The sequence below is a fragment of the Glycomyces paridis genome (assembly GCF_004912155.1).
Lineage (GTDB): Bacteria > Actinomycetota > Actinomycetes > Mycobacteriales > Micromonosporaceae > Glycomyces > Glycomyces paridis.
This window is the reverse complement of the sequence record NZ_STGX01000006.1, coordinates 1-24663: the sequence shown is the minus strand read 5'-3', so window position 1 is coordinate 24663 and position 24663 is coordinate 1. Positions and strand designations below refer to the sequence as shown.

The 24663-nt window shown below is 70.9% G+C and carries 27 protein-coding genes; 18 read left to right on the top strand and 9 right to left on the bottom strand.

Annotated elements, in window-relative coordinates; genetic code table 11:
• Positions 1–34 precede the first annotated feature (34 nt).
• The 3 genes from E9998_RS09390 to E9998_RS09380 all read left to right on the top strand — a co-directional run bounded on the left by E9998_RS09390 (position 35) and on the right by E9998_RS09380 (position 3220).
• On the top strand, positions 35–1039 hold the full coding sequence (locus E9998_RS09390) for a hypothetical protein (RefSeq protein WP_136529457.1): 1005 nt from the start codon (positions 35–37) through the stop codon (positions 1037–1039).
• Positions 1036–2136, top strand: coding sequence for a hypothetical protein (locus tag E9998_RS09385; RefSeq protein ID WP_136529456.1), 1101 nt, complete (start codon positions 1036–1038; stop codon positions 2134–2136). Before E9998_RS09390 ends, E9998_RS09385 begins: the two co-directional genes overlap by 4 nt.
• A 67-nt stretch (positions 2137–2203) precedes the next feature.
• Positions 2204–3220, top strand: a complete 1017-nt coding sequence (locus E9998_RS09380) for a hypothetical protein (protein ID WP_136529455.1) — start codon at positions 2204–2206, stop codon at positions 3218–3220.
• Between the two features lie 38 nt (positions 3221–3258).
• Here the strand turns inward: E9998_RS09380 and E9998_RS09375 are convergent, their stop codons facing one another.
• Positions 3259–4089, bottom strand: a complete 831-nt coding sequence (locus tag E9998_RS09375) for an aldo/keto reductase (protein WP_136529454.1) — start codon at positions 4087–4089, stop codon at positions 3259–3261.
• A gap of 116 nt (positions 4090–4205) precedes the next feature.
• Between E9998_RS09375 and E9998_RS09370 the strand changes: the two genes are divergently transcribed.
• Both E9998_RS09370 and E9998_RS09365 read left to right on the top strand, forming a co-directional pair.
• Positions 4206–4670, top strand: coding sequence for a hypothetical protein (locus E9998_RS09370; protein WP_136529453.1), 465 nt, complete (start codon positions 4206–4208; stop codon positions 4668–4670).
• A complete protein-coding gene (locus tag E9998_RS09365) occupies positions 4667–4966 on the top strand; it encodes a winged helix-turn-helix domain-containing protein (RefSeq protein WP_136529452.1) in 300 nt (99 codons plus the stop codon). The genes E9998_RS09370 and E9998_RS09365 overlap by 4 nt, the downstream gene beginning before the upstream one ends.
• A 47-nt stretch (positions 4967–5013) precedes the next feature.
• Here E9998_RS09365 and E9998_RS09360 read toward each other — a convergent pair whose 3' ends face one another.
• On the bottom strand, positions 5014–5844 hold the full coding sequence (locus E9998_RS09360; RefSeq protein ID WP_136529451.1) for an aldo/keto reductase: 831 nt from the start codon (positions 5842–5844) through the stop codon (positions 5014–5016).
• A 59-nt stretch (positions 5845–5903) separates the two neighbouring features.
• A complete protein-coding gene (gene gmd / locus E9998_RS09355) occupies positions 5904–6893 on the bottom strand; it encodes a GDP-mannose 4,6-dehydratase (protein WP_136529450.1) in 990 nt (329 codons plus the stop codon).
• 151 nt (positions 6894–7044) lie between these two features.
• Here gmd and E9998_RS09350 point away from each other — a divergent pair, with 151 nt between their 5' ends.
• From E9998_RS09350 to E9998_RS09340, 3 genes are all read left to right on the top strand, one after another.
• Positions 7045–8190: an alkaline phosphatase PhoX gene (locus E9998_RS09350; protein ID WP_136529449.1), complete on the top strand. Its 1146-nt coding sequence runs from the start codon at positions 7045–7047 to the stop codon at positions 8188–8190.
• 117 nt (positions 8191–8307) lie between these two features.
• Positions 8308–9291 carry an NAD(P)/FAD-dependent oxidoreductase gene (locus tag E9998_RS09345; protein WP_204745369.1) on the top strand — a complete coding sequence of 328 codons (984 nt, stop codon included), beginning with the start codon at positions 8308–8310 and terminating at the stop codon, positions 9289–9291.
• A gap of 101 nt (positions 9292–9392) precedes the next feature.
• Positions 9393–10358, top strand: coding sequence for an NAD(P)H-quinone oxidoreductase (locus E9998_RS09340; RefSeq protein WP_136529447.1), 966 nt, complete (start codon positions 9393–9395; stop codon positions 10356–10358).
• A gap of 349 nt (positions 10359–10707) precedes the next feature.
• Here E9998_RS09340 and E9998_RS09335 read toward each other — a convergent pair whose 3' ends face one another.
• Positions 10708–11142, bottom strand: a complete 435-nt coding sequence (locus tag E9998_RS09335; protein WP_136529446.1) for a MerR family transcriptional regulator — start codon at positions 11140–11142, stop codon at positions 10708–10710.
• Positions 11143–11301: 159 nt separating this feature from the next.
• Here E9998_RS09335 and thrS point away from each other — a divergent pair, with 159 nt between their 5' ends.
• Positions 11302–13332: a threonine--tRNA ligase gene (gene thrS / locus E9998_RS09330; RefSeq protein WP_136529445.1), complete on the top strand. Its 2031-nt coding sequence runs from the start codon at positions 11302–11304 to the stop codon at positions 13330–13332.
• A gap of 80 nt (positions 13333–13412) precedes the next feature.
• Here thrS and E9998_RS09325 read toward each other — a convergent pair whose 3' ends face one another.
• Positions 13413–14900, bottom strand: a complete 1488-nt coding sequence (locus tag E9998_RS09325) for a potassium/proton antiporter (protein ID WP_136529444.1) — start codon at positions 14898–14900, stop codon at positions 13413–13415.
• A gap of 81 nt (positions 14901–14981) precedes the next feature.
• Here E9998_RS09325 and E9998_RS09320 point away from each other — a divergent pair, with 81 nt between their 5' ends.
• The 6 genes from E9998_RS09320 to pdxS all read left to right on the top strand — a co-directional run bounded on the left by E9998_RS09320 (position 14982) and on the right by pdxS (position 19869).
• Positions 14982–15521: an HIT family protein gene (locus tag E9998_RS09320; protein WP_240037546.1), complete on the top strand. Its 540-nt coding sequence runs from the start codon at positions 14982–14984 to the stop codon at positions 15519–15521.
• Positions 15522–15639: 118 nt separating this feature from the next.
• Positions 15640–16269 carry a phosphatidylinositol phosphate synthase gene (gene pgsA / locus E9998_RS09315; protein WP_136529443.1) on the top strand — a complete coding sequence of 210 codons (630 nt, stop codon included), beginning with the start codon at positions 15640–15642 and terminating at the stop codon, positions 16267–16269.
• Entirely contained in the window at positions 16262–17164 is a 903-nt protein-coding gene (locus tag E9998_RS09310; RefSeq protein ID WP_136529442.1) for a phosphatidylinositol mannoside acyltransferase, read from the top strand. The genes pgsA and E9998_RS09310 overlap by 8 nt, the downstream gene beginning before the upstream one ends.
• An 8-nt stretch (positions 17165–17172) precedes the next feature.
• Positions 17173–18288, top strand: coding sequence for a glycosyltransferase family 4 protein (locus E9998_RS09305; protein WP_136529651.1), 1116 nt, complete (start codon positions 17173–17175; stop codon positions 18286–18288).
• A gap of 62 nt (positions 18289–18350) precedes the next feature.
• The gene (locus tag E9998_RS09300) at positions 18351–18830 is read left to right on the top strand and encodes a hypothetical protein (protein WP_136529441.1); all 480 of its coding nucleotides are present in this window, start codon (positions 18351–18353) and stop codon (positions 18828–18830) included.
• Positions 18831–18954: 124 nt separating this feature from the next.
• Positions 18955–19869 (top strand): pyridoxal 5'-phosphate synthase lyase subunit PdxS, encoded by a 915-nt coding sequence (gene pdxS / locus E9998_RS09295; protein ID WP_136529440.1) that lies wholly within the window; start codon positions 18955–18957, stop codon positions 19867–19869.
• Between the two features lie 48 nt (positions 19870–19917).
• On the opposite strand, the gene E9998_RS09290 is transcribed toward pdxS, so the two are convergent.
• A complete protein-coding gene (locus tag E9998_RS09290) occupies positions 19918–20337 on the bottom strand; it encodes an SSI family serine proteinase inhibitor (protein WP_136529439.1) in 420 nt (139 codons plus the stop codon).
• 70 nt (positions 20338–20407) lie between these two features.
• On the opposite strand from E9998_RS09290, the gene E9998_RS09285 reads away from it, so the two are divergent.
• Positions 20408–20704, top strand: a complete 297-nt coding sequence (locus E9998_RS09285; protein WP_136529438.1) for a hypothetical protein — start codon at positions 20408–20410, stop codon at positions 20702–20704.
• A gap of 2 nt (positions 20705–20706) precedes the next feature.
• Here the strand turns inward: E9998_RS09285 and E9998_RS09280 are convergent, their stop codons facing one another.
• Both E9998_RS09280 and E9998_RS09275 read right to left on the bottom strand, forming a co-directional pair.
• Positions 20707–21273 carry a hypothetical protein gene (locus tag E9998_RS09280; protein WP_136529437.1) on the bottom strand — a complete coding sequence of 189 codons (567 nt, stop codon included), beginning with the start codon at positions 21271–21273 and terminating at the stop codon, positions 20707–20709.
• A 33-nt stretch (positions 21274–21306) separates the two neighbouring features.
• Complete coding sequence (locus E9998_RS09275) at positions 21307–21717, bottom strand: hypothetical protein (RefSeq protein ID WP_136529436.1); 411 nt, start codon at positions 21715–21717, stop codon at positions 21307–21309.
• 183 nt (positions 21718–21900) lie between these two features.
• Here E9998_RS09275 and pdxT point away from each other — a divergent pair, with 183 nt between their 5' ends.
• Both pdxT and E9998_RS09265 read left to right on the top strand, forming a co-directional pair.
• Complete coding sequence (pdxT, locus tag E9998_RS09270) at positions 21901–22560, top strand: pyridoxal 5'-phosphate synthase glutaminase subunit PdxT (protein ID WP_136529435.1); 660 nt, start codon at positions 21901–21903, stop codon at positions 22558–22560.
• The gene (locus E9998_RS09265; RefSeq protein ID WP_136529434.1) at positions 22557–23318 is read left to right on the top strand and encodes a YebC/PmpR family DNA-binding transcriptional regulator; all 762 of its coding nucleotides are present in this window, start codon (positions 22557–22559) and stop codon (positions 23316–23318) included. The genes pdxT and E9998_RS09265 overlap by 4 nt, the downstream gene beginning before the upstream one ends.
• Before the next feature lie 56 nt (positions 23319–23374).
• Here the strand turns inward: E9998_RS09265 and E9998_RS09260 are convergent, their stop codons facing one another.
• Positions 23375–24625, bottom strand: a complete 1251-nt coding sequence (locus E9998_RS09260; protein WP_136529433.1) for a multidrug effflux MFS transporter — start codon at positions 24623–24625, stop codon at positions 23375–23377.
• Between the last annotated feature and the right edge of the window lie 38 nt (positions 24626–24663).

The following is a 24663-nucleotide window of genomic DNA, read 5'->3' as shown; positions in this document are numbered from 1 at the left end:
CGCCGGACCGGCTCCTGTTCGAAAGATCCCGCACATGCCCCGCATACTCCGATACCTCTGCGCCGCAGTGGTGCTCATCGCCGCCGCCGGCTGCTCTTACGCGCCGATCCTCGAACGCACCGAGAACTACGACTTCTACACCGGCGAGAGCGGGGCGATGTGCACCGAGGGCGGTGAAGGGGCCGTGCCGGACGCGGGCCTGGTGGGTCCGCACTTCGGCCTCACCCTGGCCTGCGCGTTCTCGGGGGCGACGCTGCCCCGCGAAGCGGCGCAGGAGGCCGTGAACATCGCGGACCTGCCGCGCGCCCAGGTCGGCGCCGAGTTCGTCGCCGCCCAGGTGATGACCACCGGCGAGTTCCGTCCCGAGTGGGATGAGGCACCGGTCACGGCCTGGGTGCAGGCCGGGGACGAGGAGTTCGAGCTCGACGAGTTCCCCGGCCCCGGAACCTGGTTCGTCGTCACGGCCCCCGAGGACGACGCCGTGGTCCTGTGGGTCGAGGACGAAGGCCGCGCGCAGGGCGTCGACCTGCGCACCGGCGAGCGGGTCGACCCCGTGGAGGCGTACTACCTCGGCATGGACCGCGACACGACCGACGACGGATTCGCGTACGAGGACGTGCAGTTCGGCACCCCGCAGACCGGCGGCTGGATCGTGGAGTGCTTCTCCGACCGGGTCGACTTCACCCGCGCGGTGTGGCTCGAGGACCGCGGCTGGGCCCCCGAGGGGTCCGTGTACCTGGTGGTGTCGTTCTGGTGGGGCACCAGCGAGGGCTTCGAGGACGTCGACTGGAAGCTCGACACGGACAAGGCGCTGGTCGTAGGCGACGGAGCGGACGCGGCGTCGCCCATCGACTGGAGCGAGAGCGACGTCTCGGCGAACGAAGAGGGTTCGAACCAGACGGTGCTGTTCGAGGTCCCCGCCGACCAAGAGGAATTCACGGTCGCGTTCACGCCGATCGGCGAACTGATCGAGGAGGGCGAGGACGTCTTCCAGCTCTACGAGACGCCCGACACCACCGAGTGGACGGCCGCGTTTTGACCGGTCGAGAGGCCCTCGGCCCCCGGCCCGGTCCGAGGGCCCGCTACGAAGACCTGAAAGACCTGCTCATGCGCAGGCCCGCGTTCCTGCTGGCGCTGGTGGCCGTGGCCGTCCTCGCCATCGACGAAGGCTTCGGCGCGAGCGGCGACGGGACGCCCGCGCCGACCGAGCCGTACGAACTGGTGCTCGGCGGCGGCGCCGACCCGTGGTGCGACGACGGCGACGCATCGAACGTGTCGGCCGCACCCGCCGACCTGCGCGGCCCGCACTTCACGCTCTCGATCAGCTGCCTGTTCCGCGACGCCGCCGTTCCTCGCGCGCAGGCCGACACCGATATCCGGCTCGCCGTGCTCGGGCCCGCCGCGCCGGGCACGGAGTTCCTGTTCGCGCAGTTCGCCTCGCAGGCGGACCACCTGCCCGACGGCAAGACCGATCCCGCGTTCGTCACGGCCTGGATCCAGGCCGGTGCCGAGCGGGTCGACCTGGCGGAGGCACCGGCGCTAGGAGGCCATCTCGTGGTCAGCGTGCCGACGGACGAGGCGGCCGTGCTCTGGGTCGAGGACGCCGGCCGGGCCCAGGGGCTCGACCTGCGCACCGGCGAGCAGGTCGAGCCGGTGGGCGCCTACTACGGCGACATCGGCTTCTGGACCGACGAAGTCGAGGGGTTCGAGTACGAGGACGTCGTGTTCTACGGCGACACGAGCTCATGGTCCGTGGGCTGCCGCTGGAACTTCGTGGACCTCACGCGCACGGCCTGGACCGAGGAGTCGGGCTGGGCCCCTGAGGGGTCGGTGTACCTGGTGGTGGCGTTCCGCTGGTGCGGCGCGAGCTACGACCCGGTGGAGTGGCGTCTCGACACCGAGAAGGCGTTGTCGGTGTTCATAGACGGCGAACCGCTCCTGCCCGCGGCGTGGACCGTGACCCCCTACAGCAACCGGGGCGCCGAGGACCACGAGGCCACCTTCATCGTCCCTGCGGACGTCTCGGAGTTCAAGGCGCTCTTCACTCCGGCGGGCGAGGTGATCGACAAGGCGACCGGCGAGGTGTTCAGGATCTCCGAGATGCCCCCGTCCACCGAGTGGTCGCCCGACTTCTGAACGCCGACAACAGGAATGCGGCGGTCCGTGCCTTCGCCCGGGCCGCGGCCTTATCGGGGGGACCCTCATGATCCGACGACTGGCCACTGTGCTCGCGGCCCTCGCCGTGCTGGCCGCGACCGGGCTCGGCGCCGCAGGGAGCGTCGGTCCTGGGGCTTTCCTGCGCACCGCGCCGCTGACTTTGCTGACCGGTGAGGAGCGCGAACCGTGGTGCGACGAGGCGGAGCTCGACGGTGCGGACCTTCGCGGCGCGCACTTCTCGCTGAGTCTGCGGTGCTCCTTCGAGCGGCGGGCGGTGCCGCCTGCAAATGCGCGACTCACCGCCGCCTTCCCGGACCTGCCGCCCGCCGAACCCGGCTCGGCACTGCTTTTCGTGCAGTTCGCGACCCGGCCCGCCCTCCTGCCTGACGTGCGGACCGACGCCGACCACCTGGCCGCGTGGATCGCGGTCGGCGACAACCGGATTGACCTTGACGGCGTGCCCGGACCGGGGGAGTACCTCGTGCTGGCCGTGCCAGAGACCGGCGCCGTGGTCCTGTGGGTCGAGGACGCGGGCCGCGCCCAGGGCCTGGACCTGCGCTCCGGCGAGCGGATCGACCCGATCGAGGTCTACTACGGGGGTCCGGAGTTCGCGACGGTGACCGTCGAGGGATACGAGTACGAGGACCAGGTCTACCGCAAGGATTTGGTGAGCGACTGGTGGATCCTGTCGAACTCGCACGGCGTGGTGGACCTGACCCGCACCGCGTGGTCGGAGACGCTCGGCTGGGCGGAGGACGGCTCCGTCTACCTCAGGGTGCGCGTCGGCTGGTGGCGCGTCTTCAGGCACGGTGAATGGCGGCTGGACACCGAGCGGTCGCTGACGGCGTTCGACGGATCGGAGGCCGTCGAGCCCGCGGAGTGGAGCGTCGAGGCCGACGAGTACGGCTTCGAGTGGCACGTGGTGGAGTTCGTGGTGCCCGCCGACGAGCCGGGGTTCGCGGTGCTGTTCATGCCGACTGGTGAGTATGTGGAGGACGAGACCGGCGACGTGTTCCGCCCGGAAGAGCCGGCTCCCGCCACCGAGTGGATAGCGCTGTTCTGAACGGACGGCCCGGGCGCACGCGCCCGGGCCGCCTCGCGTCAGTTGCCGACTTCGAGGGGGTCGCCGCCCTGGCGTTCGCCGGTGTCGAGGGCGTCGATCGCGTCGAGGTCCGCTTGGGAGAGTTCGAAGTCGAGCACCTCCCAGTTCTCGCGGATGCGGTCGGGGGTGACGGACTTGGGGATGACCACGTTGCCGCGCTGGAGGTTCCAGCGCAGGATCACCTGGGCCGCGGTGCGGCCGTGGGCCTCGGCGGCGGCCGTGACGGCGGGCTCGTCGAACAGGTCGCCGCCGCGCAGGCCGAGGGGGCCCCAGGACTCGGTCGCGATGGCGTGCTCGGCGTGGTAGACGCGCAGGTCGGGCTGGCTGAAGTAGGGGTGGAGCTCGACCTGGTTGAGCTCGGGGGCGGCGCCGGTCTCGGCCTCGACGCGGGCGAGGTGCTCGACGGTGAAGTTGGAGACGCCGGCGCTGCGGATGAGGCCTTCGGCGCGGGCGTCCAGGAGCGCCTGCCAGGACTCGACGTACTTGTCGACGCCGGGGCGCGGCCAGTGGAGCAGGTACAGGTCGAGGTGGTCGGTGCCCAAGCGCTCCAAGGACTCCTGGAGGTTGCGCTTGACGTCGTCGTAGCCGTGCTCCCAGACCTTGCTGGTCAGGAACACCTCGTCGCGGGCGAGGCCGGAGGCGGCGACGGCGCGGCCCACGCCGACCTCGTTGCCGTAGCCGACGGCGGTGTCCACGAGCCGGTAGCCGGTGGCGAGGGCGGTCTCGACGGCCGCCTGCGCGCCGTCGTCGTCGATCCGGAAGGTGCCGTAGCCGTAGCGGGGGATCTCCACGCCGCTGGAGAGGGTGATCGCGGTGCTCAGTCGGGTCATGGGCGCGAGCCTACTCAGTTGGAAGGCGATTGCCCACCCGGCGGCTTTCCATCGATTTTCCGTTCCGGCAAGTCCCGACTTGACGCGGTGGAAAGTCACCTGTTAGAGTTTCCGTCATGGAAAGTAAGATGAACCCCCAGGACGCGCAGGTCGCCCTCGCCGCCGTCGAGCAGTCCCGTTCGGACATCGCCGACCGCCTCGTCACGCCCTGGTGGTACCACCCGATCCTCGGCCTCCTCGTCGGCGGCCTCGGCGCGGTCGCGGGCAGCGGCGCCCGCCTGGCGGTCGTCTGGGGCGCGATCGCCGCCTTCGGCGTCGGCGTCTACCTCCTCGCCACCGCCTACCGGCGCCTCACCGGCGTGTGGGCCGACGGCATGTCCGGCGGGCCCCGCGCCCGCCGCAGCGTCACCGTCGCCGGGATCGTCGGCGTCGCCATCATGGGCGGCGGCGCGATCACGGGACTCGGCCTCGAACTGTGGTGGCCCTCCACGGTGGCCGGCGCCGTCATCGCGGTCCTGACGGTGGTTTGGGGGCGTCATTTCGACGAGGTCCTGCGCTCCGAGCTGCGCGAGTCCGCATGAGCGCCGAGCCGCGCTTCGACGAGGTGATCCACGCGCCCAACCGGCTGCGGATCTGCTCGATGCTCTCGGCCGTCAGCGAGGTCGAGTTCGCGGCCCTGCGCGACGCCCTCGCCGTCAGCGACTCGGTGCTCAGCAAGCAGCTCAAGGCATTGGAGGACGCCGGGTACCTCAAGGTCCGCAAGTCGCCCTTCGAGGGCCGCACGCGCACCTGGGCGGCCTTCACCGAGGCCGGCCGCGCCGCCTTCGCCTCCCATGTGGCCGAACTCAAGCGCCTCGCCGAGGGCACGCTCCTCTGAGGACGCCGAGGGCGGCCGAAGCACCGCTTCGGCCGCCCTCCCCGCGTTCAGCCCCCGGCCGGGTCCATGCCCTGACGCGTACCGGTGTCAAGGGCGTCGATCGCGTCCATCTCGGCGTCGCTCAAGGCGAAATCGAACACGTCGAGGTTCTCGGCCATGCGGGCGGGCTTGGCGGACTTGGGGATCACGACGCAGCCGTGCTGGAGGTGCCAGCGGATGACCGCCTGCCCCGGGCTCTTCCCGTGGGCGCGCGCCGCGTCGACCACCGCTGGCTCGTCGAGCACCGACCCGGTGCGCTGGCCCAGCGGCCCCCAGGACTCGGTCGCGATGCCCCGCTCGGCCTGCCAGGCGCGCAGCGCGGCCTGGTTGAAGTACGGGTGGAGCTCGACCTGGTTCACCGAGGGCCACTCGCCGGTGGCGTCGTGGAGGTTCTCGAGGTGCTCGGGCAGGAAGTTCGAGACGCCCACCGAGCGCACCAGCCCTTCGTCGCGGGCCTCCAGCAGGGCCGCGAAGGTCTCGACGTACAGGCCCTGCGACGGCTCGGGCCAGTGGATCAGGTACAGGTCGAGGTAGTCGGTGCCGAGCCGCTCCAGCGAGGCGTCCAGGGCCGCCGGCGCCGCGTCGGCCCCGTGGTGGTCGTTCCAGAGCTTCGAGGTCAGGAAGACCTCCTGGCGCGGGACGGGCGCGGCGGCGATCGCGCGGCCCACGTCGACCTCGTTGCCGTACATCTCGGCGGTGTCGACGAGCCGGTAGCCGGTGGCGAGCGCGGTCTCGACCGCCCGCTGCGCCTCGTCGTCGCCGACCTTGTAAGTGCCGTAACCGATGCGCGGCATCACGACGCCGTCGCCCAGCAGGACCGTTGCGGTGCGATCTGTCATGCCCGCGATGCTAGGCCCTGGGGCGCCCTGCGGGAGGCGAACGCCTTCAACCCTTCGGGTCAACCGCTCAGCGCGGCTCGGTCGGCGTCGACCATGACGCGGGCGAGCTCGTCCCAGTGGACGCGGGCCTTCCAGCCGATCTCCCGCTCGATCTTGGCGGGGTCGCCGACCAGCGCGGGCACCTCGGCGGGGCGCTCGTAGCGCTCGTCGTGCTCGATGTGGTCGCGCCAGTCGAGCCCGGCGTGCGCGAACGCCGCCTCGGCGAACTCGCGCACGGTCGCGGGCCTGCCGGTGGCGATCACGTAGTCGTCGGGCGCGCCGTGCTGGAGGGTCAGCCACATGGCCTCGGCGTACTCGGGCGCGTAGCCCCAGTCGCGCACCGCGTCGAGGTTGCCGAGGTAGACCTTCTTCTCCAGGCCCGCCGCGATCCGGGCGACGGCCCTGGTGATCTTGCGGGTCACGAAGGTCTCGCCGCGGCGGGGGCTCTCGTGGTTGAAGGCGATGCCGCTGACGGCGAACATGTCGTAGGACTCGCGGTAGTTCACGGTCGCCCAGTGCGCGAACAGCTTCGCGACGCCGTAGGGACTGCGGGGGTGGAACCCGGTGGTCTCCGACTGCGGCGGCGCGGCGGTGCCGAACATCTCCGAAGTGGACGCCTGGTAGACCTTCGCGTCGATGCGGGCGGCGCGCACCGCCTCCAGGAGCCGGATCGCGCCGAGCGCGGTCACGTTCGCGGTGTAGTCGGGCAGGTCGAAGCTGACGCGCACATGCGACTGCGCGGCCAGGTTGTAGACCTCGTCGGGCTCGATGTCGCGCACGAGGTTGTTGAGCAGGCCCGCGTCGGTGACGTCGCCCTTGTGGAGGAACAGGCGCCGCTCGGCGTCGTGGGGGTCCTGGTAGACCGCGTCGAGCCGGGAGGTGTTCGCGATGAGCGAGGAGGCGTGCCGCACGATCCCGTGCACCGTGTAGCCCTTCGCGAGCAGCAGTTCGGCCAGATACGAGCCGTCCTGTCCGGTGATGCCGGTGATCAGCGCTGTCTTCACCGGCACGATTCTAGCCGCGGCGCTTCCCCCGGGCGTTCAGCGTCCGTACGCCGGTCCGACACCGGAACGTTTCGCGAGATCAACTCGCAAAAGCCGCGAACTCCCTACGCTGGCCTGCGGCAGCACTTACGCTGCGTCTCGATCGAAGGAACCTCAGATGCAACGACGGAACGTCATGCGCGCCGCGGTCGCCGGCGCCGGATCGGTCGCACTCGGCTTCACCATGACCCGGCCCTCCTTCGCCTACCCCGCGCTCCCCGGCCCGAGCCCGTACGGGGCGCTCCAGGCCTCCGACGCCCGCGGCATCCGCCTCCCGGCCGGATTCACCTCCCGGATCGTCGCCCGCTCCTCCCAGACCGTCGCCGGGACCTCCTACACCTGGCACGGCGCCCCCGACGGCGGCGCCTGCTTCGCCGACGGCGACGGCTGGATCTACGTCTCCAACTCCGAGGTCTCCTCCGGCGGCGGCGCCGGCGCCCTCCGATTCGACGCGGGCGGCACCGTCGTGGACGCCTACCGCATCCTCGACGGCACCCGCACCAACTGCGCCGGCGGCGCCACCCCCTGGGACACCTGGCTCTCCTGCGAAGAGGTCGACCGCGGCTACGTCTACGAGACCGACCCCCACGGCGAGGACGCGGCCGTCCGCCGCGACGCCATGGGCCGCTTCAAACACGAGGCCGCCGCCGCCGACGCCGACCACGGCGTCCTCTACCTCACCGAGGACGTCTCCGACGGCGCCTTCTACCGCTTCCGGCCCACCACCTGGGGCGACCTCGCCACCGGCACCCTCGAAGTGCTCACCGAGACCGGCGGCGCCCTCGCCTGGGCCGCCGTCCCCGACCCCGACGGCTCCCCGACCGCCACCCGCAACCAGGTCGCGAACGCCAAGCGCTTCAACGGCGGCGAAGGCTGCCACTACACCGACGGCATCTGCTTCTTCACCACCAAGGGCGACAACAAGGTCTGGGCCTACGACGCCGACGCGAACACCCTCGCCACCGTCTACGACGACAACGTCTCCGGCGCACCCCTCACCGGCGTCGACAACATCACCGGCGCGAACGGCAGCGGCGACCTCTACGTCGCCGAAGACGGCGGCGACATGGAGATCTGCATCATCACCCCCGACGACGTCGTGGCCCCGTTCCTGCGCGTCACCGGCCAGAGCGCCTCCGAGATCACCGGCCCCGCCTTCAACCCCGCCGGCGACCGCCTCTACTTCTCCTCCCAGCGCGGCACCAGCGGCTCCTCCAGCGGCGGCATCACCTACGAGGTCACCGGGCCCTTCCGCGGCGCCTGAACCCCCGGGCGGGGCCGCGCCGAATCCGCGCGCTCGCGCGGCCCCACCCGGGCCCTCCCACCGCTAGGATCGTGGCAACTGCCGCGACGACGAAGTCGGTGATCACCCTTGCCCGCCATCACAGTGGACCTCGCGATCATCGGCGCCGGACCCACCGGCCTCTACGCCGCCTACTACGCCGGATTCCGCGGCCTCTCCACCCTCGTGGTCGACGCCCTCCCAGAAGCCGGCGGCCAGATCACCGCCATGTACCCCGAGAAGCAGATCCTCGACGTCGCCGGACTCCCCTCCGTCAAAGGTCGCGACCTCGTCGCCGACCTCCTGCGCCAGGCCGCCCCGTTCGAACCGGACTACCTCCTCGGACACCGCGCCGAACGCCTCGAACACGTCGACGGCAGACCCGTCCTCCACCTCGCCCCCGCCGACGGCCCCGGTCAGGACACACGCGTCGAGGCCCAGGCCGTCCTCATCACCGGCGGCCTCGGCAGCTTCTCGCCCCGGCCCCTGCCCGCCGCCGCGGACTTCCACGGCGCCGGCATCGTCTACTTCGTCCCCGAACTCGCCGCCCACGCCGGACAGGACGTCGTCATCGTCGGCGGCGGCGACTCCGCCTTCGACTGGGCCCTCGCCCTCCACGGCATCGCCCGCAGCACCGCCGTCGTCCACCGCCGCGAGCGCTTCCGCGCCCACAAGGCCAGTGTGGAACGCGTCCGCGACCTCGGCATACCCGTCATCGTCAACGCCCAGGTCACCGCGATCCACGGCACCGAACGCGTCACCGGCGTCGCCCTCGACGTCAAAGACGAAGGCGCACGCGAACTCCCCGCCGACGCCGTCGTCGCCGCACTCGGCTTCACCGCCGACCTCGGACCCCTGGGGGAGTGGGGACTCGACCTCGACCACCGCAGCATCGGCGTCGACACCACCATGGCCACCAACCTCCCGCGCGTCTACGCCGCGGGCGACATCGCCTCCTACCCCGGCAAGATCAAGCTCATCGCCACCGGCTTCGGAGAGGCCGCCACCGCCGTCAACAACGCCGCCGTCGCCATCGACCCCGACGCCCACCTCTTCCCCGGCCACTCCAGCGAGAACCCGTGACCCGTTGCAGCACAATGGAAACCGAGAATCCTTCGGGTACTGATACGACTTACTGACGGGTATGTCGCCCTGCCCTCCAAGCGCAGTCATACTATGCGGGGATGCTTGCCATGACCGTCGCCGACGGCGCCCTCACCGCGACACAGGTGCCCGAGCCCGCACCCGGCCCCGATGAAGTCCTCATCGAGATCGCCGCGGCCGGCGTCAACCGCGCCGACCTCCTCCAAGCCGCCGGCCACTACCCCGGCCCCGCCGGCGCCCCCGCCTGGCCCGGCCTCGAAGTCTCCGGCACCATCGTCAACGTCGGCAGCGACGACAACGCCGCCCTCCTCGGCGCCGAAGTCTGCGCCCTCCTCCCCGGCGGCGGCTACGCCGAGTTCGCCACCGTCGACGCCGGACTCGTCCTCCCCACCCCCGAACCCACCGACCTCGTCGACGCCGCCGGACTCCCCGAAGCCGCCGCCACCGTCTACTCCAACCTCGGCTACCTCCTGCGCGAGGACACCGGCCGCAAACGCCGCGTCCTCGTCCACGGCGGCGCCGGCGGCATCGGCACCTTCGCGATCCAGTTCGCCAGCCGCCTCGCCGGAGCCGAGACCTGGACCACCGCACGAGCCGACCGCGCCGCCAAACTCCAAGCCCTCGGCGCCGACCGCGTCATCGACTACCGCAGCGAAGACTTCGCCGCGCTGGCAATGGAAGCGGGAGGCGCCGACGCGATCCTCGACGTCATCGGCGCGGCCTACTTCGAGCCGAACCTCAAGGCCCTCGCCCAGGACGGGCGGCTGGCGATCATCGGCCTACAGAAGGGCAACGCCGCCCAGATCCACCTCGGCGGCCTCCTCGCCAAGCGCGCCACCATCACCGGCACCACGCTCCGCGCCCGGCCGCTCGAACAGCGCCGCCAGATCCTCGCCGAGGTCTTCGAACACGTCTGGCCCGCCCTCGACACCGGCGCGATCGAACCGGTCGTCACCACCCGCATCCCCCTCGCCGAAGCCGCCGAAGCCCACCGCCTCATGGCCGCAGGCGGCCACTTCGGCAAGATCGTCCTCACCGCCAAATAAGGAAGCGCTCCTCGCCCGCACTGGTCTTCGAAGAGGCGAGCGCCCTTCCGTCCGCATCGGCCTTCGGGGGCGGGAGCGTTCTTGCCCTGCACCGGTCTTCGAAGAGGTGAGCGCCCCTCGTTCCCGCCGACTTGCGGCACCGCATGTCGCACCCGGCGGGCACCCTTGATCCGGGGGCGCCCGCGAATGCCTGAAATGCGAAGAACCGCCGAGACGCGCCCGCCCCTGGCGGGCGCGTCTCGGCGGTTCCTACCAGGCGGTCCCTACTTCTCGCAGCAGCCGTGGCAGCAGTCCTGTCCGCTGCACTTGCACGCGTCGTCGTTGCAGCAGTCGCAGCACTCGTCGATGTTCACCCGCACTCACCTCCCGCCGTTCCTCCAGGGGGACACCAGTTCTCGGGCAGCGGCGGGTCGCATTCGCCCGACTCCACCGCCCGCAGCATCTGCGTGAGCTGACCGCGCAGCGACTCCAGGCGGGCGATCTCGGCGCTCACCTCGCCGATCCGCCGCTCCAGGTGCTCGCCGGCCGGCTCGCACGGGCACACACCCGTGTCGCGCACCGCCAAGAGGTCCGCGATGTCCGCCAGCCGCAGTCCCGCCCGCTGGCAGTCGCGGATGAACCGCGCCCGGTCGAGCGAGGCGGGCCCGTAACGCCGGTACCCCGCCGCGCTGCGCTCCGGCGCGGGGAACAGGCCCTCGCGCTCCCAGTGGCGGATCGCGTCGGAGGTGACGCCCGCCTCCTCGGCGAGCCCTCCGACCGTCCACAGCCCGATCGTCGTCGTCATGCCACGACCGTAGACCTTGGTGCCGGGACCAAGGTCAAGTCCGGGGCCGAAGGTATTTCCGGCGGCCCCCTCGCGCCCGGTAATGCGTTCGAGCGCCCGCCCGCGCGGCGACTACCATGGACCCGAATCAGACGTCGCGTTCCGCGACGACCGCACCGAATGAGGAGAACCGTGGCTTCCGCAGCACCGAATCAGAGCCCAGGCGTCGTCGAACCCCTCTGGGTGACGGCTGGCACTACCGGTGCCGACGCGGTGGCCGAGGCCGGCCTCCCGGTGAGCGGCCCGACCGCGATCGTCGTCCTGCGCGACGCCGAAGGGCAATTGCGCGACCTCTCCTGGGCCCCCGAGGCCGACCAGAAGGTCGAGCCCGTGGCCCTCAACAGCCCCGACGGGCTCAACGTGATGCGCCACTCGGCCGCGCACGTCATGGCCCAGGCCGTCCAGGAGCTGCACGAGGCCAAGCTCGGCATCGGCCCGCCGATCACCGACGGGTTCTACTACGACTTCGACGTCGCCGAGCCGTTCAACCCCGACGACCTCAAGGCCGTCGAGAAGCGCATGCTCCAGATCATCAAGCAGGGGCAGACCTTCCACCGCCGCAAGTACGCCTCCCTCGACGAGGCCCGCGCCGAGCTCGCGAACGAGCCGTACAAGCTCGAACTCATCGAGACCAAGGGCGAGGGCACCGACGCCGACGAGGTCATGGAGGTCGGCGGCGGCGAGCTCACCGCGTACGACAACCGCGACCGCACCGGCGAGAAGGTCTGGTCCGACCTGTGCCGGGGCCCGCACCTGCCCTCGACCAAGCTCATCGGCGCCGTCAAGCTCATGCGCTCGGCCGCCGCCTACTGGATGGGCTCGGAGAAGAACCCGCAGCTCCAGCGCATCTACGGCACCGCGTGGCCGACCGTCCAGGAGCAGAAGGACCACCTCGCGCGCCTCGCCGAGGCCGAGAAGCGCGACCACCGCAAGCTCGGCCAGCAGCTCGACCTGTTCTCCTTCCCCGACGAGCTGGGCCCGGGCCTGCCGGTGTTCCACCCCAAGGGCGGCATCATCCGCCACGAGATGGAGTCCTACCTGCGCGAGCGCCAGCGCGAGGCCGGGTACGAGCTGGTGAACACCCCGCACATCACCAAGGAGCAGCTGTTCCACACTTCGGGGCACCTGCCGTACTACAACGACGGCATGTTCCCGCCGATCGAGCTCGAAGGCGCGAACTACTACCTCAAGTCGATGAACTGCCCGATGCACAACCTGATCTTCCGCTCGCGCGGGCGCTCCTACCGTGAGCTGCCGCTGCGCCTGTCGGAGTTCGGGACCGTGTACCGCTACGAGAAGTCGGGCGTGGTCCAGGGACTCACCCGCGTGCGCGGCCTGACCCAGGACGACGCGCACATCTACTGCACCCAGGAGCAGGCGCCTGGCGAGATCCGGAGCCTCCTGGAGTTCGTGCTCCAACTGCTGCGCGACTACGGCCTCAACGACTTCTACCTCGAGCTGTCGACCAAGGGCGACTCGGAGAAGTTCATCGGCGACGACGTCCAGTGGGAGGAGGCGACCGCGGTCCTGCGCCAGGTCGCCGAGGAGTCCGGGCTCGACCTCGTGCCCGACCCGGGCGGCGCGGCCTTCTACGGCCCCAAGATCTCCGTCCAGGCCAAGGACGCGATCGGCCGCACCTGGCAGATGTCGACCATCCAGCTCGACTTCAACCAGCCCGCGCGCTTCAACCTGGAGTACTCGGCGGCCGACGGCACCCGCAAGCAGCCGGTCATGATCCACCGGGCCCTGTTCGGTTCGATCGAGCGGTTCTTCGGGGTGCTCACCGAGCACTATGCGGGCGCGTTCCCGGCGTGGCTCGCTCCGGTGCAGGCCGTGGGCATCCCGGTGCGCGACGAGAACGCCGACTACCTGGAGGCGTTCTTCGCGTCGCTGCGCGCGGCGGGCGTCCGCGGCGAGGTCGACCACTCGGACGACCGGATGCCGAAGAAGGTCCGCAACGCCCAGCTCCAGAAGATCCCGTTCATGATCATCGCGGGCGACGACGACCAGAACGCGGGCACCGTGTCCTTCCGCTACCGCGACGGCTCTCAGCGCAACGGCGTCCCGGCGGACGAGGCGATCGCGCATGTCGTCGACTTCGTTCGCTCGCGGGCGAACGAGAGCCCTTCGGCCGCGGCCGAAACCGAGTAGTCGAGGCTGAATAGCCGAGATCGAATAGTCGAGACCGGGGCGCCCCGCAGGACCGAAAGGCCTGAGGGGCGCTTCGGCGTTCAGCGTCCGGAGTCGAGCCAGCGGGCGAGGCGGCCGGACTTGGTGAGGGCGGTGAGGCGCTGCTCGGTGGCCTCGCGCAGGGCCGGGGTGGTGATGATGAGGAGCTGGTCGCCGGAGCGGAGCCGTTCGGCCTGTTCGGGGACGAAGACCTTGGCGTCGCGCACGACGCCGGCGATGGCGCTGCCCTCGGGCAGGCGCAGCTCGAACAGGTAGAGCCCGGCCAGGCGCGAGCCCCTCTCGACGGCGGCGGTGAGGACTTCGCCGTCGATGGCGTCGAGCGGCGCGATCTCGACCTCGACCTCCTGGACCCCCTCGGTCCGCGACAGGCCGAGCCGCTTGGCGATCCAGCCCATCGGCGGGCCTTGGAGCAGGGTGTAGACCACGACGAGGATGAACACGATGTCCCACAGCTGCTGCGCGCCGGGCAGTCGCGCCGCGAGCAGGAAGGTGGCGAGCACGATCGGCACCGCGCCGCGCAGTCCGGCCCAGGACACGAAGGCCTGCTCGCGGGCGGAGAACCGGAACGGCAGGAGGCACAGCACCACCGACAGCGGCCGCGCGAGGAACGTCAGGACCGCGCCGAGGATGAGCGCGGGGACGACGGCGTCGAGCAGGCTCGAAGGGCTCGCCAGGAGGCCGAGCATGACGAACATGCCGAGCTGGGCGACCCAGCCGAGTCCGGTGGCGAAGGACTGCGTGGCCGCGCGGTGCGGCAGGTGCGAGTTGCCGAGGACGAGCGCGGCGAGGTAGGCGGCGATGAGGCCGGAGGCCTCGAGTGCGCCCGCGGCGGCGAACGCGGCCATGCCGAGGCTGAAGACCGCGAGCGGGTACAGGCCGGAGACGGGCAGTGCGAGGCGGCGCAGGATCCAGGCCCCGCCGTAGCCCACGGCGACGCCGATCGCCGAGCCCGCGGCCAGTTGCCACACGAGGGTCGCGAGGAGTTCGCCGGGGCCGGGCACGCCCGCGGCGGAGACGAACGCGAGCACGAGGATCATCGCGGGGGCGTCGTTGAGCCCCGACTCGGCCTCCAGGAGGCCTGAGAGCCGCTTGGGGAGGCCGACGCCGCGCAGCTCGGAGAACACCGCGGCGGCGTCGGTGGAGCCGACGACGGCGCCCACCGCCAGCGAGGCCTGCCACGAGAAGCCGAGCAGGAAGTGCGCGCCCGCGGCGGTGACCAGGACGCTCACGACGACTCCGGCGGTCGCGAGGACCGAGGCGGGCGCGAGCTGGCCCGAGATCGACTTCCACCGGGTCGACAGGCCGCCCTCGATGAGGATGAGGGCGAGCGCGGAGGTGCCGAGGACCTGGGCGAGCTCGAAGTCGTCGAAGCGGATGCCGAGCCCGTCCTCGCCCAGGAGCATGCCCATGCCGAGGAACACCAGGAGCGCGGGGAGGCCCGTCCGGTGGGTGGCGCGGATCGCGGCGATCGAGACGAGCACCGCACCGCACCCGATGAGCAGTACGAGGTAGAGCTGGGGCAACGTCACGTCCGGAGCTTAACGGATACGGCCGGTCACGGTGTTTTCGTCGGGTTTCAGGTTCGCGAACCGGTGGCCTAGGATCGTGGCGTGGATGAGCGCGAAGGCGTCGGCGTGCCCGACGGGTACGAGCGGCTGTGGACCCCGCACCGCATGTCCTACGTCAAGGGCGAGGGCAAGCCGACCGGGGACGACGCCGACATCGAGGGCTGCCCGTTCTGCGAAATACCGAAGCTGGCGGACGAGGACGGCAACGTCGTCGCCCGCGGGCGCCACATGTACGCGGTCATGAACAAGTACCCGTACAACTCCGGGCACCTCATGGTCGTGCCGTTCCGCCACGTGCCCGACTACACCGACCTCGACGCCGACGAGATCGCCGAGATGGGCGCGTTCACGCAGCGCGCCATGACGGTGATCCGCGCGGTCATGGCCGCGCACGGGTTCAACATCGGCATGAACCAGGGCCAGGTCGCGGGGGCCGGGATCGCCGGGCACCTGCACCAGCACGTGGTGCCGCGCTGGGGCGGGGACGCGAACTTCATGCCGATCATCGGCCGCACGAAGACCCTCCCGCAGCTGCTGTCGGACACCCGCGACGAACTCGCGGCCGCATGGGAGCGGGTGTGACCGGCCGGGCACCGTTAGAGTCAGGGGCAGCGCCCCTTCCCGGTCCCCGGTCCGGCGACGGGGCCCGCACCCACACGCCCGAACACCCATCTGGGCGTCGCCGAGAAATCAGGAGACCATGGCGAAGTTCCTTCGGACCTCCGGCCGGGCGGGCGTACGCCGCTACGTCGACGCCGCCGCGAAGGTCCTCATCCGCATTGGCGTGTCCGCCAACGCCGTCACCCTCGCCGGCACCGCGATCGTGGTGGCCGCTTCGATCTTCCTGCTCTCGCAGGGCCACATCTTCACCGGCCTCATCGTGGTCGGCCTCTCCGTCCTCACCGACATGCTCGACGGGGCGATCGCCCGCGTCAAGGGCACCTCCAGCCGCTTCGGCGCGCTCCTGGACTCCACGTGCGACCGGCTCGCCGACGGCGCGATGCTCGCGGGCCTGGCGTACTGGCTGCTCACCGAGGAGCGGTTCCTGGCGTGCGCGCTGACGCTGACGGCGCTCATCGCCTCGCAGATGGTCTCGTACGTCAAGGCCCGCGCCGAGAGCCTGGGCGCGGAGTGCAACGTCGGCATCGCCGAGCGGCCCGAGCGGCTCATCCTCGCGGGCGTCTCGGTGCTCGCCGAGTCCCTCGGCGTGCCGTGGGCGATGGAGGTCGGCATGGGCCTGCTCGCGTTGCTCGCCTCGATCACCGTGACGCAGCGCCTGTTCGCGGCGCGCGCGTCCCTGGCCGCGAGCGAGGGCCGCGTCGATGCGTGAGCGCCTGACCGAGCTGGGCTACCTGGCGGCGTGGCGCGGCGTGCGGCTCCTCCCCGAAGGCGCCGCCGCGGCCTTGGGGAACCGCTTCGCCGACCGGGCCGTGCGCAAGGACGGCCGCAGCGTGCGCCAGCTGCGGAGGAACCTCGCGCGCGTGACCGGCGGCGAACCGGACGACGCCCTGGTGCGCCGCGCGATGCGCTCCTACGCGCGCTACTGGATCGAGGCGTTCCGGCTGCCGTCGATGAGCACCGCGACGCTCCAGCGCAAATTCGAGATGAACGGCTACGAGCCCGTCCACGAACGCGCCCGCCAAGGTCTGGGCTCCATCGTTGCCCTGCCGCACAGCGGGAACTGGGACTTCGCGGGCGCCTGGGTCGGCTCGGTCGCGGGCGACCCGCTCACCACCGTCGCCGAGCGCCTCAAACCCGAAGGGGTCTACCGGCGATTCCTGGAGTACCGCGAGTCGCTGGGGATGCGGATCATCCCGACCTCCGGCGGCGACCGCAACCCTCAGGCCGCGCTCGGCGAGGCCCTGGACGACGGCCACGTGGTCGCCCTCGTCGCCGACCGCGACCTGGGCCGCAGCGGCACCGAGGTCGAGTTCTTCGGCGAGGCCACGACCTTCCCGACCGGCCCGGCGCTGCTCGCGATCCGCAACCGCGTCGAGTTGTTCACCGCGAACATCCACTACGAGGCCGACCGCGCCGTCTGCCACATCACCGGCCCGGTCGACACCGGCACCGGGCGCCTGCGCGACCGCGTCGCGGCCACCACGCAGCGCATGGCCGCGTCCTTCGAGGCGGGCATCCGCGCCCACCCCGAGGACTGGCACATGCTCCAGCGCTTCTGGACGGCCGACTTCGACCCCGTCCCGGTCACCGTCAAGGACTCCTGATGGGGGACTTGCGCATCGGGATCGTCAGCCCCTACTCCTTCGACGTCCCCGGCGGCGTCCAGTTCCACATCCGAGACCTGGCCGAGACGCTCATCGCCGCCGGTCACGACGTCTCGGTCCTGGCCCCGGCCACCGACACCGAGGGCCTGCCCGACTTCGTGGTCCCCGGCGGCAAGGCCGTCGCCGTGCCCTACAACGGCTCGATCGCCCGCCTCGCGTTCGGGCCGCGTTCGGCCGCGCGCGTGCGCAAGTGGTGCGCCGAGGGCGACTTCGACGTGGTCCACGTCCACGAGCCGCTCACCCCGAGCCTGTCGTGCCTGGCGGTCATCAACGCCCGCTGCCCGGTCGTCGCCACCTTCCACACCGCCATGACCCGCTCGCGGATGCTCGCGGCGGGCAAGCACATGGCGCAACTGGTCCTGGAGAACCTCTCCGCGCGCATCGCCGTCAGCCCCTACGCCCGCAAGGTCCAGGTCGAGCACCTCGGCGGCGGCGCGGTCGAGATCCCCAACGGCGTCCCGGTCGCGTTCTACCGCAAGGCCGCCCCGCTCGCCGACAAGCCCGCGGGCCCCACGATCGGGTTCATGGGCCGCTTCACCGAGCCGCGCAAGGGCTTCGCGATCCTCCGCGAGGCCTTCGCCGCGCTCGCCGCCGACCGGCCCGACCTGCACCTGCTCGTCGTCGGCCGCGGCGACCAGGAGGCCGCCGTCGCGGGCCTCGACCCCGAGGTCGCCTCCCGCATCCGCTTCCTCGGCGCCGTCCCCGACGAGGAGAAGGCCTCGATGCTCGCCGGCGTCGACCTCTACGTCGCCCCCAACACCGGCGGCGAGTCCTTCGGCATGATCCTCACCGAGGCGATGGCCGCCGGGACCTGCGTCCTCGCCAGCGACATCGAGGCGTTCCGCTCGGTCCTGGACGACGGCCGCGCGGGGGAGCTGTTCGCCGTCGGCGACGCCGCCGACCTCGCCGCGAAGGCCGCCCGGCTCCTCGACGCACCAGAACTCCGTACGGCGTACGTCGAGTGGGCGAACGAGTGGGTCAAGCGCTACGACTGGCCCGAGGTCGCCGCCCGCCTCTTGGAGGTCTACCGGGCCGCCATCGAGGCCGGCACCGAGCGCCGCTAGCGGCCCCACAGCCGGCCCCGCCCGGACCCCCGGGCGGGCCGCGGGCCCGTACCATGATCCCGATGTGGTGGTTGGCCGTGCTCGTGACGATCGTGGCCGTCGTCGGCGCGTACGCGACGTGGACGGTCACCAGAGTCGAACGCCTGCACCGGCGTGCGGGCGCCGCCGAAGGCGCCCTCCTCGCCAAGCTCGACGACCGCGCCGAGACCGTCCTGCGCTTCGTCGGCAACCCCGGCTTCGAGGAGGTCGTCGCCCTCGCGCTCTCCGTCGTCGCCGTCCCCGCCGACACGCAGCGTCAGCGCGAGCTGCGCGAGTACGCCGAGAACGACCTCACCCGCGCCCTGCGCGAACTCGACGCCGGGCAGGTGTGGAGCGAGGACCTCGAAGCCGCCAACCGGCGCGTGGCCCTCGCCCGCCAGATCCACACCGACTTCGTGCGCGACGCCGTCGCCTCCCGCTCCCTCCCGATGGCCGTCCTCCTGCGCCTCCACAACCGCCTGCCCCGCCCCGAGTACTGGGACATCGAGGACCCCGTTCACTGAACGGCGGCCTCCCGCTCACGGCGGCTGTGAGGCCGGTCGCGGCGTAGAATCGGGCAGGTCAGATCACCCCTGGTGGCAAGGCTCGCGCCCGCGGGCCGGCCAGCGAACGCGACGTACTACCCAGATGGAGCCGGTGACCGTGTCAGAGACCCAGCAGCCCGAGATCGGGACCGCCCGCGTCAAGCGAGGCATGGCCGACATGCTGAAAGGCGGCGTCATCATGGACGTCGTCAACGCCGAGCAGGCCAAGATCGCCGAGGACGCCGGCGCCGTGGCGGTCATGGCGCTCGAACGCGTCCCGGCCGACATCCGCGCCGAAGGCGGCGTCTCCCGCATGTCGGACCCCGACATGATCGACGGGATCATCGAGGCCGTCTCGATTCCCGTGATGGCGAAGGCCCGCATCGGCCACTTCACCGAGGCGAAGGTCCTGGAGGCCATCGGCGTCGACTACATCGACGAGTCCGAGGTCCTCACGCCCGCCGACGAGGCCAACCACATCGACAAGTGGCCGTACACGGTGCCGTTCGTGTGCGGGGCGACCAACCTCGGCGAGGCCCTGCGCCGCATCAGCGAGGGCGCGGCCATGATCCGTTCCAAGGGCGAGGCTGGCACCGGCAACGTCGTGGAGGCCACCCGCCACATGCGCCAGATCCGCCAGGACATCGGCCGCCTCGGGACCCTGGACGCGACCGAGCTGTACGCGGCCGCGAAGGAGCTGCGCGCGCCGTTCGAGCTGGTCGCCGAGGTCGCCAGGCTCGGGAAGCTCCCGGTCGTGCTCTTCACCGCCGGCGGCATCGCCACCCCCGCCGACGCGGCCATGATGATGCAGCTGGGCGCCGAGGGCGTCTTCGTCGGCTCGGGCATCTTCAAGTCCGGCGACCCGGCCAAGCGCGCCGCCGCCATCGTCAAGGCCACCGCCTTCCACGACGACCCCAAGGTCATCGCGGAGGTCTCCCGCGGCCTCGGCGAGGCCATGGTGGGCATCAACGTCGACACTCTCGGCGAGGACCAGAAACTCGCCAAGCGCGGCTGGTAGGCACATACGGAAAGGGGCCCGGGCGACAGCCCGGGCCCTTCCTCGTCCCTAAGCGAAGTCGAACACCGCGCCACCGGTGGCAGAGCGGCCGACGCAGTCGTTCGCGAACTCGCGCTCCCAGCTCACGACGCGGCCCTCCCAGAACCCCTGCGCCCGCAACGTCACCGGCGCGTACTCGAAGGTGCACCACACGGCCGTCGGAGCGAGCGCGGTGAAGTCCCCGTGCACCGCCGACAGATGCGAACACGCCTCCGCACCGCGCTCGTGCCCGAACCCTCCGGGGCACAGGAGCGCCTGATCCTCCACGGTCCCGTCGCCGCGCTCGATCTCCAGGAAGAGGACGCCGTGGCCCTCCCCGGCCCCGATCCCGGGGTCGACCGGAACCGGTTCTGCTTGGGCGGGTGCGGAACCCAGTGCTACGAGGGCGGCGGCGCCCACAATGGCCGCGCCTGCGGCGAGCTGCTTCATGGAGCCGATCCTAGGTATCCGAAGGCCCCGATCGGGCGCCGACACACCACGGCGCGCCTAGGCTGGAGCCATGAACGCGAGCGACCTCGACCAGTACTCCACCGCCGACCTCCAGCGCCGGGCCTTCGCGCTGGCCCGCGGGCGCCACGACTGGCGCTTCTTCATCGACCTGTTCCGGCACACCCCGTCCGCGCTCGAAGCCGAGGACCTCGATCCCGACGTGGCCGAGATCGGCGTGGCCATCGACGATCTCACCAGCATGTGGCGCGAGGCGACCAAGGGCGACTGGGGCGCCGCCGAACCGCTGGCGCGGGCGGCCTTCATCGACTACATCACCGCGCACGGCACCGAGGACGCCACCGACTAGTCCTAGTCTTCGGTTTCCTCGACCTTCTCAGCGCGCCGGGACGACCGGTTCAGCCACCTGCGGAGATCGCTGGAGAACAGCCACCACAGGGCCAGCACCGCAGAGAACACCCAGGGGGCGACCAGGATTCCGTACGACGAGGACAGGAGCATGGCGACGACGAACAGGATCGCCGTGGCGACGGCGGCCGTCCAACGGACGACCTTGAGGCGGGACTTGAACCGGATTGCGCACATCGCCGCGACGATCGCAGTGACGAGGATGATCGCCGCGATCGTCAGGTACGGGACCAGGAACCCCGAACTCTGGTAGTAGTCGTAGTCGCTCTGGGCTGTGCCGCCCGGGCCGATGTAGTCGGCGTCCTCGTAAAGGATTTCGATGTCGGCGAGGCTTGCGGAGCGGAACTGGATGATTGCGAAGGCGAACAGGTTGCCCGCGACGATCGCGCTCACCACCTGGATCCACATCGCGATCTGCAACCGACGGAGCTTGCGGGGTGGGGCGTCCGGATCGGGCAGGTCGGGCTCGACGGGGCTTCGGTCGGGGCCGAAGTTCGGTTGCGGGAGCATCGATGCGGGCCTTTCAGGCGGGAGGCCGGTCGCCTAGTGGTTGAACCACCGGCGGCCGAAGCGCTCGGTAAGCGTTCCCATGATCGTAATCGGCACGATGGCGAGGCCGATGCAGAGCGCCCAGTACAGGCCGCTGGTGAACAGCAGCCACCCCAGGCCGACGAGGGCCCCGACCTGCACGAGCAGGACCAGCACCCACAGGATGCGCCACTGGAAGCGCATGAGGACGGTGGCGAGGATCAAGAAGAGGGCGAGGCCGCCGAGGCCGACGGCGGCCCGGTAGACGTCGTCCTTCGCCGCCTCGGGCACGAAGTCGCGCTCGGTGTGGTGCAGGAGCACGATGAGACCGCCCGTGACCAGGGCGAGGAGGGCCTCGATCAGCATCGTGTTGCGCGCGGCGCGGACGGAACGGGGCATCGGGTTGCGCTTGGAGGACTTCGCCATCTTGTCTTACTCCCGGGCAGAAGGGGTGCGATCATGTTCGATCGCAGACTTTAACGGATCGTCACCTCCCGGCCGTGTCCAGCCCGCACTCGGTCACAGTGCCGATCTGCCAGGTAGGCGGCCTGCCGGGGCGGAATTACCCTTGAGTGGCCTGAGCCCCGCGATGAGTTTTGGAGTTCTCTCATGACTGTGCCCCAGATCGGCGTGCTCGCCCTCCAAGGCGACGTGGTCGACCACATGCGTGCGCTGGAGGCCGCCGGGGCCCGGGCGGTGCCCGTGCGCCGCGCCTCGGAGCTCGACGCCGTGGACGGCCTGGTCATCCCGGGCGGGGAGTCCACGACCATGAGCCGCCTTCTGGAGGTCTTCGACCTGTTCGACCCGGTCAAGAAGCGCCTGGACGAGGGCATGCCCGCCTTCGGGTCCTGCGCGGGCATGATCATGCTCGCCGACGAGGTCCTCGACGGCCGACCCGACCAGCGCTCCTTCGGCGTCATCCCGATGACCGTGCGCCGCAACGCTTTCGGACGCCAGATCGACTCCTTTGAGACGGAGATCGCCCTCGACGGCGTGGAGGGCGGCCCGTTCCGCGCGGTGTTCATCCGCGCCCCTTGGGTCGAGCGGATCGGCGACGGTGTCGCGGTGCTCGGCCGCGTCGACAGCGGTGGCGGTGCGGTCGGGGGGCCGGGCGGTAGGATCGTCGCCGTACGTGCGGGCGCTTGCCTGGCGACCTCCTTCCACCCGGAGGTCACGCCGGACGCGCGGGTGCACGAGTACTTCGTGGGAATGGTCCGTGACGCAACCGCCGGACCGGTCGAGCAAGAGGAACGAGGAACGCCGGAATGAGTGGCCACTCCAAGTGGGCGACGACCAAGCACAAGAAGGCCGCGATCGACGCCAAGCGGGGCAAGATCTTCGCGAAGCTGATCAAGAACATCGAGGTCGCGGCGCGCACTGGTGGTCCTGACCCCGCCGGCAACCCGACCCTGTTCGACGCCATCCAGAAGGCCAAGAAGAGCTCGGTCCCCAACGACAACATCGACCGCGCCGTCAAGCGCGGCGGCGGCCTCGACGGCGCCGGCGTCGACTACGAGACCCTCATGTACGAAGGCTACGCACCGGGCGGCGTCGCGGTCCTCATCGAGTGCCTCACCGACAACCGCAACCGCGCCGCGGCCGAAGTCCGCGTGGCGCTCACCCGCAACGGCGGCTCGCTCGGCGAGGCCGGCTCGGTCGGCTACCTGTTCTCCCGCAAGGGCGTCATCGTGGTCTCCCCGAACGCCGAGCTCTCCGAGGACGACATCCTCATGGCGGTCCTCGACGCGGGCGCCGAAGAGGTCAACGACCTCGGCGAAGGCGGCTTCGAAGTCCTCTGCGAGCCCACCGACCTGGTCGCGGTCCGCACCGCCCTCCAGGAGGCCGGCATCGACTACGACTCCGCCGAAGCGGGCTTCCAGGCCTCGATGAACATCGAGGTCGACGTGGAAGGCGCCCGCAAGGTTCTGAGAATCGTGGACGCGCTGGAGGACTCGGACGAGGTCCAGAACGTGTACACGAACGCGGACATTTCAGACGACATTTTCGCGCAGCTCGACGCCGAGTAGACGAACGGAGAAGGGGCCCGGAGCGAATCGCTCCGGGCCCCTTCGGCGTCTTGAGATCACGCGATCCCGGGGACCGGGTCGCGGCGGTACACCACGATCGTCCACACGACCGCCGCCGCAGTGGCGAGCGCGTACACACCGATGCCGAGCGTCATGTTCGCCAGAGTCACGCCGCCGATGGTCGCCAGCGCCGGCATCACGCCGCCTGCCGCCATCTGTGTCGCGCCCATGAATGCTGAGGCCGTTCCGGCGATCTGCGGCGGCTGCGAGGACATCGCCGCCGCGCCCGCGTTCGGGAAAACAACGCCGCAGCCCAACATCATGACGGCGATGCCCACGGGGATGGTCCAAAGGTTCACGGCGTCGAACAGCTGCACCCCCGCGATCCACGCGACGCCCGCGAGCGAGATCGCCATGCCGACGACCATGCGGGAGCTCGACTTCGTGCGGTCGATCATGAGCATGTTCGCCTGGTTGCCCGCCAGCAGCGCGAGCGTGCCGATCGCGAACAGCAGCGAGAAGAACCCGGCCGAGGCGCCCAGTTCGTTCTGGGAGATGAAGCTGAAGGTCGAGACGTACGTGAACAGCATCGAGAAGTTCATGAGCACCGCGATCGTGGGCGCGATGAAGTGCGCGTCGCGCACCAGCGTCACCACGGTCGAGCCGAACTCGCGCGCCGTCATCGACTTGCGGTCCTCGGCAGGCAGGCTCTCGGGCAGGTACTTCCACACCAGGAACGTCGACAGGGCCGAGAGCGCGGCCATGAACAGGAAAATGAGCGGCCAGGGGCCGAAGCGGATCAACTGCGCGCCGACGATCGGGCCGAGCATCGGCGCCAGCATCGTCACGAACATCATCTTCGCGGTGAAACGGGTCATGTCGTCGCCGGCGAAGTGGTCGCGGATGACCGCGCGGGCCACCACGACCCCGGCGGCGCCGGACAGGCCCTGCACGAAGCGCAGCGCGATGAGCAGGTCGGCGCTCGTCGCGACCGCGCACAGCAGCGAGACGACGGTGAAGACGCTCATCCCGATGAGCAGCGGCTTGCGGCGCCCGAAGCGGTCCGAGAGCGGGCCGACGACGGCCTGGCCCAGGCCCATGCCGATCATCATCGCGGTGAGCGTCAGCTGGATGCGGCTCTCGGGGGTGCCGAGCGCGTCGGCCATGGCGGGGAACGCGGGGAGGTAGAGGTCGATGGCGATCGGCGCGGTCGCCGAGAGCGCGCCGAGGACGAAGACCATCGTGGCGATGAATCGGCGAGAGTGGCCGTCGGCGGCGACGGGCGGCATGAATGCAGCAGCAGACACAGAGAGTCCAAACCGGTGGTGTGCGGAGCGTCGATGGG